The sequence below is a fragment of the Vibrio tetraodonis genome (assembly GCF_003350295.1).
Taxonomy (GTDB): domain Bacteria; phylum Pseudomonadota; class Gammaproteobacteria; order Enterobacterales; family Vibrionaceae; genus Vibrio; species Vibrio tetraodonis.
Genome location: NZ_QLYY01000017.1, coordinates 1 through 12,317, shown reverse-complemented (window position 1 = coordinate 12,317; position 12,317 = coordinate 1). Strand labels below are relative to the sequence as shown.

The 12,317-nt window shown below is 41.8% G+C and carries 13 protein-coding genes and 1 tRNA gene; 11 read left to right on the top strand and 3 right to left on the bottom strand.

Features of this window, described 5'->3' with window-relative positions:
* Window positions 1-73 precede the first annotated feature (73 nt).
* The 3 genes from flgA to DPF90_RS12955 all read left to right on the top strand — a co-directional run bounded on the left by flgA (window position 74) and on the right by DPF90_RS12955 (window position 1,657).
* Complete coding sequence (gene flgA / locus DPF90_RS12965; RefSeq protein WP_114786782.1) at window positions 74-820, top strand: flagellar basal body P-ring formation chaperone FlgA; 747 nt, start codon at window positions 74-76, stop codon at window positions 818-820.
* Window positions 821-901: 81 nt separating this feature from the next.
* Window positions 902-1,219 carry a flagellar biosynthesis anti-sigma factor FlgM gene (flgM, locus tag DPF90_RS12960; RefSeq protein ID WP_114786781.1) on the top strand — a complete coding sequence of 106 codons (318 nt, stop codon included), beginning with the start codon at window positions 902-904 and terminating at the stop codon, window positions 1,217-1,219.
* A 12-nt stretch (window positions 1,220-1,231) separates the two neighbouring features.
* A complete protein-coding gene (locus tag DPF90_RS12955; protein ID WP_114786780.1) occupies window positions 1,232-1,657 on the top strand; it encodes a flagella synthesis protein FlgN in 426 nt (141 codons plus the stop codon).
* A 49-nt stretch (window positions 1,658-1,706) separates the two neighbouring features.
* Here the strand turns inward: DPF90_RS12955 and flgP are convergent, their stop codons facing one another.
* Complete coding sequence (gene flgP / locus DPF90_RS12950) at window positions 1,707-2,138, bottom strand: flagellar assembly lipoprotein FlgP (protein WP_114786779.1); 432 nt, start codon at window positions 2,136-2,138, stop codon at window positions 1,707-1,709.
* 9 nt (window positions 2,139-2,147) lie between these two features.
* Window positions 2,148-2,783, bottom strand: a complete 636-nt coding sequence (locus tag DPF90_RS12945; protein ID WP_114786778.1) for a FlgO family outer membrane protein — start codon at window positions 2,781-2,783, stop codon at window positions 2,148-2,150.
* A 174-nt stretch (window positions 2,784-2,957) separates the two neighbouring features.
* Between DPF90_RS12945 and DPF90_RS12940 the strand changes: the two genes are divergently transcribed.
* The 3 genes from DPF90_RS12940 (at window position 2,958) to DPF90_RS12930 (ending at window position 5,187) form a co-directional block, all read left to right on the top strand.
* Window positions 2,958-4,082: a flagellar assembly protein FlgT gene (locus DPF90_RS12940; RefSeq protein WP_240314521.1), complete on the top strand. Its 1,125-nt coding sequence runs from the start codon at window positions 2,958-2,960 to the stop codon at window positions 4,080-4,082.
* Between the two features lie 52 nt (window positions 4,083-4,134).
* A tRNA-Arg gene (locus tag DPF90_RS12935) sits at window positions 4,135-4,211 on the top strand.
* A gap of 469 nt (window positions 4,212-4,680) precedes the next feature.
* On the top strand, window positions 4,681-5,187 hold the full coding sequence (locus DPF90_RS12930) for a Fe3+-citrate ABC transporter substrate-binding protein (protein ID WP_114786776.1): 507 nt from the start codon (window positions 4,681-4,683) through the stop codon (window positions 5,185-5,187).
* Between the two features lie 129 nt (window positions 5,188-5,316).
* Here DPF90_RS12930 and gltX read toward each other — a convergent pair whose 3' ends face one another.
* Complete coding sequence (gene gltX, locus DPF90_RS12925; RefSeq protein ID WP_114786775.1) at window positions 5,317-6,744, bottom strand: glutamate--tRNA ligase; 1,428 nt, start codon at window positions 6,742-6,744, stop codon at window positions 5,317-5,319.
* A gap of 215 nt (window positions 6,745-6,959) precedes the next feature.
* Here gltX and DPF90_RS12920 point away from each other — a divergent pair, with 215 nt between their 5' ends.
* The 5 genes from DPF90_RS12920 to DPF90_RS12900 all read left to right on the top strand — a co-directional run.
* Window positions 6,960-9,665 (top strand): heavy metal translocating P-type ATPase, encoded by a 2,706-nt coding sequence (locus DPF90_RS12920; RefSeq protein ID WP_114786774.1) that lies wholly within the window; start codon window positions 6,960-6,962, stop codon window positions 9,663-9,665.
* The gene (locus DPF90_RS12915; protein WP_114786773.1) at window positions 9,662-10,108 is read left to right on the top strand and encodes a DUF411 domain-containing protein; all 447 of its coding nucleotides are present in this window, start codon (window positions 9,662-9,664) and stop codon (window positions 10,106-10,108) included. Before DPF90_RS12920 ends, DPF90_RS12915 begins: the two co-directional genes overlap by 4 nt.
* 299 nt (window positions 10,109-10,407) lie before the next feature.
* Window positions 10,408-11,010, top strand: coding sequence for an outer membrane beta-barrel protein (locus tag DPF90_RS12910; RefSeq protein WP_114786772.1), 603 nt, complete (start codon window positions 10,408-10,410; stop codon window positions 11,008-11,010).
* 324 nt (window positions 11,011-11,334) lie between these two features.
* The gene (locus tag DPF90_RS12905) at window positions 11,335-11,934 is read left to right on the top strand and encodes an outer membrane beta-barrel protein (RefSeq protein ID WP_114786771.1); all 600 of its coding nucleotides are present in this window, start codon (window positions 11,335-11,337) and stop codon (window positions 11,932-11,934) included.
* Window positions 11,935-12,085: 151 nt separating this feature from the next.
* The coding region (locus DPF90_RS12900; RefSeq protein ID WP_162813957.1) for a transposase at window positions 12,086-12,317 on the top strand (232 nt) is incomplete at its 3' end.

Here is a 12,317-nt window from a genome sequence, read left to right as displayed (position 1 = left end):
CCCATCTCCATTTCAAACTTTCATGGTATAAAATGATAGTCTACTACAAGGCTAATAAAACCAGAGAAGCAGAATGACATACCATAATTTACGTTTATGCTCATTTTCCATAACTAATTGTAGAGCTTTCTGTAAAAAATTTTACAAGTCTGTCGCTTTTTTATGCCTTTTCTATAGTTTTTCGTCAACTTCAGCCACCTCTGAACAGACCACTATTATTCAACAAGCTGCAGAGAATTACATTCTTACGAATATAGAGTGGCCGCCAGGTGGTACATTGCTAGCAAAGGCAGCGAACATTGATAGCCGTATTTTTGTTACCGACTGTCCTGCTCCACTAAAAACTTCTTCTTCTTCTACAAACCCTAGTGCAAGTAACATCACTGTGCTAGTTGAGTGTAGTGAAGAGAACTGGAAATTATACGTTCCAGTAAGACTGACGAGGACTGGCCCACAAGTCACAACCACAGGTCCGATCAGTCGAGGTCAAACAATCTCAGCACAAGACCTGACTATCACTATGGTAGACTTGCAACGTGTAAGGCGACAAGGCTTTTCAAAAATTGAAGATATTATTGGAGCTAAAACCAAAAAAAACCTTAGAAGTGGAGAAGTCGTAGAAAGTAGTGATGTTTGTGTTGTATGCCGCAATGAAACTGTGACTATCAAGGCTCAAAAGTCTGGTATGACCATCACAACTAAAGGCACCGCACTCACAGATGGCACACATGGTGAACAGATTAGAGTGAAAAATAGCAAATCCAACCGTATAATTGAAGGTAGGGTAACTGGCATTGCCGAAGTTACAGTTATTTTTTGAACAATCAAAAAGTTCCTAAAGTATTGCTCGCTTCGGTCGATATCGACAGTACAAGATTTCAATTACGAAAGGCTCGAATATATGGCAGGCATTGATAACATACGCTCAGGGCAGACGGTCACGACCTCTTCCAAGAGCACTGCACGTAACGAAAGTAGTGCCTCTGCTGACTCTGGTTCAACAAAAAAGTCAGATGTTGCTCAGGACTCAGTATCCCTTAGCAAACAGGGTAAAGCTGTTGGTGAAATGCACTCCCAGCTAGCAAACCAACCAAGCTTTGATAAAGCTAAAGTTGCCGCAATTAAAGAAGCCATTGCTAATGGTTCATATAGCGTAGACCCTCAAAAATTAGCTGACAATATGATCAAGTTCGAGCAAGAACTTGGTGGTTTGGAATAGAGAGCTCGTATCATGGCATCCTTGAGCAGTTTAATCGAATTTCAGCTACAAAGTGCCCATGAGCTATCTGACATTCTCGAAAAAGAAAAGCTAGCAATTACCGCAAGATCTGCGAAAGACATAGAACAACTAGCCACTGAAAAGTTATCCCTGATAACCAAACTACAGCAAACTGACGAACGAATCGGGCAGCACCCTGACGTAGCCAACTTGACAACTGATCCAAATTTGAGCCCTCTGGTCGAAGAAATTCGATCCACTATCGCCGATTGCCAACAAGCTAATATTGTCAATGGCGAAGCCTTGCAACGAGCACAGATGAGTTTTAATAAACTGAATAATCTTATGCAACAGAGTCAAGGTAAACTAGGAATGACTTATAATGCTGACGGGCAGACTAAAAATGTAACCACACTGGGTACAAACATCAAAGCCTGATTCATGGTTAAAGCGACATTTTTGCCGCTCTACAACAAGACATTATAAATTAGAAAAGGGTTTGTTGACGTTTCTCAGGTACCACTTCCACTTCACCATAATCGCGAAGCTTATTCATTTTCTTGATATCAAGGCGTAACTCTGTCACATAGCTGTCACCAACTTTATAGCTGCGTACCACCTCGGCACCACGAATAACGCCATCGACTGCACCAGATGTAAGCTCCGTCCCAAGCCTCTGATCTTTTAAGTCTGCCCTGCCACTAACACGCATCCCGTAGACCTGCTCAGCTAATTCACGGTAAGCATCTATTTTAGAGGCACGCATCGCTCTAACTTGACGTTCCTCGTCGGTTCTCCCCTTTTGTTCACTGATATTGGCGTATCCCACCGCAGTGAGCCAATCATCAGCACGCATATTTTGCAAGGGCTGACATCCCACCATCATAAAGATAACGGCCAAAAAAAGAATTTTATTCATCACGACTCCCTATGGACGAAGAATAACGGTATATGGCTGCCTTATTGTAGGGTCAGAGCGAATTAAAACACCATCTTCATCTCGGATACTGTTAAGCGTGTCTAGATCTCGGCCAATTCTATCCGCAGGCAGAAAGCCTTGAGCCGTTGCAACCACAACTCTTGATTGCATACCAACTACACGAGCATTAACTAATACTCCTCCTTCTTGACGAAGCATGGTTCCGGTGAGTACATATTGAATATCTTGTTCTTGGGCAAGATCCTTCCAATCGCGACTAAACGCAAAATCACCTTGGCTGGTCACTTGAATCGAACCTGTTGTTTTATAATCGACAACCTTGAAGCCTCTTCGCTGAAACTGATGAATAAAGCCTTCAGAAACAGAGTTACCCAGCCAGTTGGTAGCATCCATACTTTGCAAATCCACAAATGATGTAACGGCAATAGGTGTCCGAGCAGAGACACTTGTATTTGAGACCATCAAATCTTCAGTCATACTTTCGACAAAAAAGTCAAGAGTATGACGCGGACTCTCCATCAACATAAATTGAGAGCCTGGGTAAGGTTCTTTACCATTATATACAGGTGCGTAAGCACAAGAGGTAAGAAGCACCACAGGCACAAGCGTTAGCCACTTTTTCATATTATAATCTCCGATACATTTTAGGCTTCTATCTGTGCCACCTTATATCTCAGATACCAAAGTGGAACATTCTTTGCTTTTCTATATCTGTCACTACATAGAGCGGCAACACCTAAATCAGCTAACGAAATAAATGCAAAAAGTGAACCAGTTTGGAAATATACGATGAAAAAGATGTTTTTTAAAATAGTATCAACCTTTTATCTAGTACTTTGCCCCACATTGGTATGGGCAGGATGGTACGAAGTAACAGGTCGAGCAACTGTCGTCGCTTCTGAAGAGGTTGCACGCATTCACGCGTTAGAAGATGCCATATTCAAAGCAGTTAGCTTCTCTGGAGCCGATATAGGCAGTATCTCGAATATCAGGCCAATATTAGAAAGCAAGCGCAAAGAATATCAACTCAGTAATACCGAGATACGTTACATTCTAATTGATGAACAAAAAGTCCGTAATGGTGTTATGTACGTCAAAGCTCGCATGGACATATACCCATCGGCAACAGCTTGCCACCTCAGCCAATACAAAAAGACCTTCTTAGTCGGCAATATCGATTTGGCCTCCCCTAAGCAAGCTGTTATGGGTCAAATCTATAACGTTGGAGATGACTTTGCGACTGTTATCAATCGGCAATTAAGCATACAGTCGAGTAACTTTGTTTCTGTAGGTACAACCGACTATGAAATTAGTAAGCGCAATCCAGAGCGACTAAAAATGATAGCTCAAGACACTGGTGCACAATACATCATAGGTGGCGTGATCACTGATTTAACGGCTACGATAGAACAAAAGTTACTCCAAGAGGACAATATAAACCGTCAATTTGCTCTTGATATGACCGTCTTCGATGGTAAGACTGGCAATGAAGTCTACAACAAGAACTACCGTGAAGTTGCTAGATGGCCTTTCCCTAAAACAAGTCAAGTAGATACTAAAAGTGCACGGTTTTGGGCATCAACATATGGAGAGATGATGCTGAGAGTCAGTCAGAATATCATGCTGGACCTCGAGTCGGAAGTCTCGTGCAAAATAACATTGCCGGAAATTATTGCCAAATGGGATAAGGTGCTAACTATGGATCTTGGTAGGATCCATGGCGTTACCCAAGGAGATAAGCTCAAACTTTGGCACACAAGTTCGTTCATAGATCAAAGAGGGATCCCTCGTAATAAGGTCACTGAGTCAAACATCACACTCACAGTGTCACGGGTTTATGAGAATGAAGCAGAACTAACTGTTGATCAGCCCGAACTCGCTGGTAGTATTCAAATTGGTGATGTTATGCACAAGCAACTTTAAATCAGTAAGTTAAAGCTTAACATTGCAAAAGAATATAGTATGATAGCTTCACGCTCCCGTGGCACAGCTGGATAGCGCGATCCCCTCCTAAGGGATAGGTCACAGGTTCGAATCCTGTCGGGAGCGCCATATTGGATCAATGCGGGTTATAACCTTCGACCCGCGATGACCAAAAACCTATGTATTTCCTAATTAGCAAATTAACCTCCAGAAAGAAGCTAGATTCCATCTTAATTAAGCTCTCTATGGCTGCATCAAGCTGGACAATCCCATTGGTATAATACTCTCGATTATAATCCACCCTAAACCTCAATGTAAAAGCTTAATAATCAATTACATAGTCACAGATCTACTCATTTGATTCAAAAAATCATCAACTTAGACAACATGAAAAAAGAGTCATACTTTAAATAAAATATGTAAAGAACTCATTATTTACTCAAAGATAAAAAACCTTTAATTACATTTTCTTACTGTCTTTTTTCAAAAAAAAGTGATGTTTTTCACTTTAACACTTTGCGGAAAGACGAATAAGCCCTTCACCAATCATGCACATTCAACTAAAATACTTATTAACAAAATTATCCATAATCATTGAATGAAGAAGAGTAATCTGACAACAAACACTGGTCACCGTTTTATCTCCAAAGCCAAAACCGCGTTTAAAATCCACATCCATACACCAGATGATAAGGTGTTACATCGCTCCGTGGGCTACGTAAAGATCGGTGAAAAAAAAGGACTCAAAAAAGCTATTAAGCTCAGAAATGAATTGGGTAGTGCCATGTGGGGCAAATTCTGGCGTAAGTTACTCAAAGACCCATACCTAATGACACGGCTCCCCCATTCTGTTGAGCCAAAGATTATTTTCAAACCTAGACCAACTAAAACTAACCCGGATGCAAAGGACGAATGCTATATTGCTGCTTGGCGAAATTATGATAAAAACGGCAAACTGATATATAGAAGCATTGTTTGTTCAATCAAAAAGCATGGTCGTCTCGCCGCCTACACAAAAACTAAAAAAGCCCTGCTAGAAGCCAACAAAGACAACTTAGAAATTCTCGAGTTTATGGGGCGTCTAACCAGCATAGACCTTAAATAAACGGTTTCTGCCTACCTGCAGCCATTTACCCAGCTATCAATCGAAACATGGTTAACTCATGTTTGTTTCATACCAAAAACCGCAACATGAGCTGCGGCTTTTGATATCACAGTGAGCTTCTAAAGCACTTTACGCACTAGCTTCTCGTTGTGAAATAAAGGCTAGCGCCATCTTGATTCGAGCAATAACTCGCTGTTTACCAACTAACTCCATAACCGCATCCACAGATGGTGATTGCCCACCCCCTGTTACTGCAACACGCAAAGGCATACCAATTTTGCCCATACCAATATCTAACTCTTCACAGACAGCAGCAATCACATTCTCTTTGATACTTGCCATATCCCAATTTTCTAGCGTTTCAACTTTCGCTAAAGCAAGCTCTAATGGACCTTTTGCGACAGCACGTAAATGTTTCTTCGCCGCACCAGCTTCAAAGTCAGAGAAATCCTCATAGAAGTAGCGAATTTGCTCAGACAGTTCAACAAGTGTATTACAACGCTCACCGACAAGTTTAATCACTTGAGTAAGTGCAGGGCCGTTTCCTACATTGAGTTTTTGGTTGTCCAAATGCCATTGTAAGTGCTCTGCTACATACTCAGGATCTGACGTTTTGATATAGTGATTATTTAACCACAGGAGCTTTTCAGTGTTAAACGCAGAAGCTGATTTGGAAATAGCATCAAGGGTGAATAGCTCTATCATCTCTTGCTGAGAGAATATCTCCTGATCGCCATGAGACCAGCCCAAACGAACCAAGTAGTTATTAAGCGCATTTGGCAAGTAGCCTTCATCGCGATATTGCATTACAGAAACAGCCCCATGACGCTTAGATAACTTAGCACCATCGTCGCCCAAGATCATCGCACAATGAGCGAATGTCGGAACTGGGGCACCCAAAGCTTCATAGATGTTAATTTGACGCGGGGTGTTATTAATATGGTCTTCACCGCGCACAACATGAGTGATTCCCATATCCCAATCATCAACGACAACCACAAAGTTATATGTCGGAGCACCATCAGTTCGGCGAATAATCAGATCATCTAATTGGTCGTTAGCGATTTCAATACGGCCACGGATCTGATCTTCAAACACAACACTGCCTTGCGTTGGGTTACGAAAACGCACTACACACGGATCGCCGTCTTTCGCAGCTTCATTTGCCGCTATGATTTTGGGGTGACTCGCATCATAACGAGGCATTTGCTTATTTTTTTCTTGCTCAGCTCGAATTTCATCAAGAAGCTCTTTGGACGCATAACATTTATACGCTTTGCCTTTAGCTAGCAAGGTATCAACCATTTCATTGTAACGGTCAAAGCGCTTAGACTGGAAATAAGGTCCTTCATCCCACTCTAGCCCCATCCACTGCATCCCTTCAAGAATGGCATCGACGGCTTGCTGAGAGTTACGCTCTAAGTCAGTATCTTCGATACGTAGAACAAACTCACCACTTTGGTTTTTTGCAAAAAGCCATGAATACAATGCTGTGCGAGCACCGCCGACGTGAAGATAGCCCGTAGGGCTAGGAGCAAAACGAGTTTTAACCGTCATTTAAAAATACCTTGATTAGCTGAATGACTGCACCATGAGAAGGCGCTAAAAATTGCGCGTATTTTATCATTGATCTCTAAATCTACAATCCACTAGTGACAAAATTCACCCATACAAACTGATCTCTCATCCCTAGTAACGCAATAATACACTTCTTGACCTTACCCCAAAGGTAAGGTTTATCCTTACTCATGGTTTATAGTGAGGGGCAGAAAATGCAAAGGTTAGATATTCCACTTTCAGGCTTAAGTTGTATGGGATGTGCGCGTAAAGTAGAACGTCTCTTAGTACATGAACATGGCGCATTAATCCATGAGCTAACGCCTGCGCTTGTTTGCTTGGAGACAAACAGCCCGTTTAAAGACATAGAATCATCTATTCTTACCCTTGGCTATCATGCCGGTCATCAGTATCACTTCCATCTTGAAGGTTTAAGCTGTACCAAATGTGTCGCTAAGCTCGAAAACGCCCTAAACAGCCATACAGGTATCGGACATTTTCAAGTATCGAAAACTGAATTATCTCTTTCAACGCTACTTAGTGAGCAAGAGATCAAAGATCTAGTTGAATCAGTTGGCTATAAAGCGAGTCATGAACAATCTGAGATACCCGAATCACAGCAGCAAACCTCTTCCCAATCTGAACCATTAACATTAACTGAAAAAAGCAGCACCTATACTTTAAACTTTTTTATCTCAGGCATGACCTGCGCAAGCTGCGTGGCATCGGTTGAGCGCGCCTTAATAAGTGTCGATAAGGTAGAGCGCGCGCAAGTTAATCTCGCTGAGCAAAGTGCCATTGTTTTTAGCCTCTCAAATGAAGAATCTGTCATCGCATCTGTTGTAGACACTGTAAATAAAGCCGGATATCAAGCCGAGTACGTTCTCGATCCAGAAACTCAGCAGAAAGAGCAGTTATCTAAACAAAAATCTATACAAGGCCAGCATAAAAAAAGTGCATGGCAAGGCTTAATTATCGGCGCTCCACTAATGCTCTGGGGAGTATTAGGCGGCAATATGATGATACGTAGCACTCAAGACCAATTGATCTGGGGCGCTATTGGAATGATATGCTTATGGCTACTAGCAACAGCTGGACGCTCCTTCTTTACCAACGCGTGGCAAGCGCTACGTAATAAACGAGCAACAATGGACACACTAGTTGCCCTTGGTACTGGCGCTGCTTGGTTATTTTCCATGCTTATTGTGAGTTTTCCTCAATGGTTTCCACAAGCGTCACGCCATGTTTATTTTGAAGCCAGCGCCATGATAATAGGCTTAATTTCTCTCGGGCATTACATCGAAGCCAAAGCTAAAGCCAAAACCACACTTTCTCTTCAATCGCTAATGAATCTCCAGCCAAGCAATGCTACCGTCATCACAGAATCCGGCGATAAAGTCATGGCGATAAAAGAGATAACACAAGGGATGCAGCTTAAAATTAAGCCTGGTGAAAAAATCCCTGTTGACGGGTTCGTCTTATCAGGTCAATCCTATCTTAACGAATCCATGTTAACTGGCGAACCTATTCCTGTATTTAAGGAGCAAGGCTCTCAGGTTTCAGCCGGGGCCGTAAATCAAGACGGAAGTCTGGTAATAGAAGCCACCAGCGTTGGTCGCAATACTATGTTAGCAAGGATCATCAATATGGTACGCACAGCGCAAAGCAGTAAACCGGCAATAGCCAAGCTGGCTGATCAGATTTCTTCTGTATTTGTTCCTGTTGTTGTAGTGATTGCGCTTATTTCTGCATTAGTTTGGCTTTTGTATGGGCCAGAGCCCAAAGCCAGTTATATGTTAATTGTCTCCACAACTGTACTTATTATTGCTTGTCCCTGCGCGCTTGGCTTGGCTACCCCGCTTTCAGTCACTGTCGGGATCGGAAAAGCTGCAGAAATGGGCATACTGATTAAAGATGCCGACGTGCTTCAGTCTGCCAGTAGAATAAATACTGTAGTGTTTGATAAAACGGGCACGCTAACACAAGGTAAACCTCAAGTTGAATCTGTGTTTGTCAAAGAGAGAGATGAAAGCCACCTACTGACTTTGGCGGCAAGTTTAGAACAATATTCCGAGCATCCACTTGCTAAAGCCATTGTTGACCTTGCCGCGCAAAAAAATCTTCACCTTGAAGAGGTGAGTCAGTTTACCAATCTGCGCGGTATGGGGGTAACAGGTCTAGTTAATGATGAACTGACCTCAGTTGTGTCCCTCAACTATGCTCGGCAGCAAGGGATCAATACTGACGCTTTCAACTCAGAAATAGAACAATGTGCCACTTATGCATGGACACCGGTTATTGTCGTCCAAAAAAATAATGTGGTAGGAATCATTGCTATTAGTGACCCGATCAAGCCAGATGCCAAACAGGCAATTGACGCTTTAAATTCAATGGGTATCAATACTGTGATGTTAACTGGGGACAATCAAGATGTGGCAAATTCGATTGCTTCCCAAATTGGAATAAAAACGATTATCGCCCAAGTACTGCCGGATCAAAAAGCGCAGCATATTAAGCAATTGCAAACACAAGGTCTGCGCGTTGCCATGATAGGTGACGGTGTGAACGATGCGCCAGCCCTTGCAACAGCCGATATCAGTATTGCGATGGGAAACGGCAGTGACGTGGCGATTGAAAGTGCTCAAATGACTCTACTGCACTCATCTCCTGTGGGCGTAGTTAAAGCAATTGAATTATCTAAAGCTAGCATAAGAAATATGAAACAAAACTTGTTTGGCGCGTTTATTTACAACAGTTTGGGCATCCCTATTGCAGCTGGTGCCCTCTACCCAGCTTTTGGCTTTTTACTCAGCCCTGTTGTCGCTGGCGCGGCTATGGCGCTCTCTTCAATAACTGTCGTAAGCAACGCTAATCGCCTGCGTTTGTTTAAACCTTCACACCACATCAAGAGGTCACTATGAAGATTAATCTTATAGCTCTTACGCCGCTTATACTGCTGTCGCACCAAGTTTGGGCTGCTGATGTTATCAATCACAAATCGCCTTATTGTGGCTGCTGCACGGCTTGGACCAAGCACATGCAAGAAGAAGGGTTCTCGGTAGAAGAAAAACTGCATGATAATATGAATGGCATCAAAAAAGAGCTGGGTATAACACCACTGTTAGCATCATGTCATACCGCCGAAATTAATGGTTACGTTTTTGAAGGGCATATCCCAGCCAACGATATCAAAGCGTTTTTGGCTAACCCACCTAAAGGAGCAAAAGGGCTAGCAGTCCCCGGTATGCCGATAGGCTCTCCGGGTATGGAAAATGGCGCACAAAAACAGGCTTATACTGTGTATACATTTAACCAAGATGGGCAAGTATTTGAATATCAAACCTACCCAAAAAGTGATAAATAACCTTTACTGTTGATTGATTTACATTTAAAAGCACCTAAAAATTCAGGTGACAACCTTATAAAACCAGAGCAAAAATAGAATAAAATAAAATAATAAACAATAACTTAGATATAAAATTTAACTTTATTCAACTATTTTTAAGTTTATTTCTCGCTTCATAACGCCAGATTGCAGTAACTTCTCCCCTTCACAAAAAAGCCGTACCAAGATGCGGCGCCTTAACAAGAGGCTCTTTAGTGAGTTACCGCTCACATTAGTCACCTCTTTTTCTTAAAGACAACAACTTGAGTGTATAACACATGAAAAAAGCATTACTTATTGCAGCTGTTGCTGCGAGCACTTCTATGCCTTCGCTTGCAAATGATAACTACGTAGCACTAGAGCTTGGTAAAGGTGAACATATTACGTCTGGTCTTACAGGAGACAGCCAAATCGGTGAAGATCTAGAAGAAATGCGCCTATTCTCTATCAAGTTTGGCCATTACTTTAATAAAAATGTGAGAGCTTACGGTTACTTACAGGGCTCTGCAAGTAACGAAACTACCTATATCAACACACCAGGTCTTTTAAAAACTCAACTAACAAGCGGCGAATTTGGTGCTGGCGCTGACTATTTGCATTACATCAATGATCAATTTTACTTGCTGGCAGGCGGTAACCTAGGTATTTATAAATCTGAGCTTGAAGCATCAAATTTCGGCATAACAGCAACTGAGGATAATACTGGTCTTGCAGCTGGAGCAAACCTTGGTTTGGGTTACAAGTTTACTGAACGTTTTGGTATGGAGCTAGGATATCGTTACACTCATTACTTTGGAAATGAGTTTAAATCTCAACAGTTCGGAAATCTTAACTTTGATGGATTCCAAGCTGCTTACCTAAATGCAAGCTACTCTTTCTAAGTACTCTTAGAACAAACACAATGCCGCTTATTGCGGCATTATGCTTTGACAATTCACAAACCAACTTCAAACTATTTCCCCCTAGTATGTCGAATGCTTCTTGGCTTTGTCCACTCAAACTGGCAGCCCATTAGAAATCCCCCCAATGAGAGATTGCGCCAAATACTTTGGCTAAAAAGAAATAAAAACAAAGTACTACCTAAAAAGTCTTGGGTTCTTCACAAAAGCTATCATCGTAAACACCTTATGTTTAAAATACATAAATCCACCACTAAAATCTCAGATAAATCTGTATCCAGAGTCTGAATTTAAAAAGGTGTTTACATGAGAAAAAAACTGTGTATTTTTCTGATAGCGGGAGCAACTTCTGTCCCAGTCTATGCAATCGAAAATTATATCGCGTTGGAGCTTGGCAGCGGCAGCTATGATATCTCTGGTACTCTGGCGAATAGCCAGATTATTAAAAACCTCGAGGATATAGGCACATACTCAATTAAAGGGGGTCATTACTTTAACGACATGCTGAGAGTCTATTTGTCCTTCCAACAAATAAATAGCAGCGAAACTCGATTTGTTTCAGGTTCAGAAGTTGTAGCCACCTATGAATTCAACACTCGTCAGTACGGTATAGGGGCAGACTATTTGCAGTATTTTAGTAGTCAATTTTATTTACTTGTTGGTGGTAATCTTGATTATTATGATAGCCAATTCGAGATTAACGATAACGGAGAGTTGATAGACGACAATAGTACTGGTTTAGCTTTTGGCGCTAACCTTGGACTTGGCTATAAATTTACCGAACGCTTTTCTATGGAACTGGGTTATCGTTTCACTCACTATTTGGACAATGAAACTGAAGACCGTACATCCCTGAGTTTTGATGGAAACCAAATAGGCTACCTAAACGCAAGTTACTCTTTCTAAGAGCATTTAGAAATAAATAATGTGGCTTATTTAGCAGCATTATTTGTTTCTACTCTACCTAATCTGGCTACATGGAACTGTCACTGTAGTGGTTTAATGATCCCGGACATCAAATTAGGTGGTAAAGTCTCCACCGTAAATGAGGTGTTCAATGACAAAACGACAACGACGTACATTTTCTTCTGAATTCAAAGTAGATGCCGCAAGCTTGGTTCTTGATCAAGGTTACTCAATATCTGAGGCGGCACGCTCTCTAGACATCGGTGATACGGCTTTACGACGCTGGGTCGATCAACTAAAGATTGAGCGTGGCGGAGAGACGCCAACGGTTCAAGCTCTGACGCCAGAACAGAAGAAGATCCAAGAGTTAGAAGCTAGGATTA

Bases quoted from the DNA above. Each gene is read 5' to 3' on its own strand.
- DPF90_RS12915 (WP_114786773.1), top strand. From the start codon at position 9,662: ATGAAGATTAATCTTATAGCTCTTACGCCGCTTATACTGCTGTCGCAC.
- DPF90_RS12940 (WP_240314521.1), top strand. From the start codon at position 2,958: ATGTTTTTTAAAATAGTATCAACCTTTTATCTAGTACTTTGCCCCACA.
- DPF90_RS12910 (WP_114786772.1), top strand. From the start codon at position 10,408: ATGAAAAAAGCATTACTTATTGCAGCTGTTGCTGCGAGCACTTCTATG.
- DPF90_RS12955 (WP_114786780.1), top strand. From the start codon at position 1,232: ATGGCATCCTTGAGCAGTTTAATCGAATTTCAGCTACAAAGTGCCCAT.
- flgP (WP_114786779.1), bottom strand. From the start codon at position 2,138: ATGAATAAAATTCTTTTTTTGGCCGTTATCTTTATGATGGTGGGATGT.
- gltX (WP_114786775.1), bottom strand. From the start codon at position 6,744: ATGACGGTTAAAACTCGTTTTGCTCCTAGCCCTACGGGCTATCTTCAC.
- DPF90_RS12920 (WP_114786774.1), top strand. From the start codon at position 6,960: ATGCAAAGGTTAGATATTCCACTTTCAGGCTTAAGTTGTATGGGATGT.
- flgM (WP_114786781.1), top strand. From the start codon at position 902: ATGGCAGGCATTGATAACATACGCTCAGGGCAGACGGTCACGACCTCT.
- DPF90_RS12930 (WP_114786776.1), top strand. From the start codon at position 4,681: ATGAAGAAGAGTAATCTGACAACAAACACTGGTCACCGTTTTATCTCC.
- DPF90_RS12945 (WP_114786778.1), bottom strand. From the start codon at position 2,783: ATGAAAAAGTGGCTAACGCTTGTGCCTGTGGTGCTTCTTACCTCTTGT.
- DPF90_RS12905 (WP_114786771.1), top strand. From the start codon at position 11,335: ATGAGAAAAAAACTGTGTATTTTTCTGATAGCGGGAGCAACTTCTGTC.
- flgA (WP_114786782.1), top strand. From the start codon at position 74: ATGACATACCATAATTTACGTTTATGCTCATTTTCCATAACTAATTGT.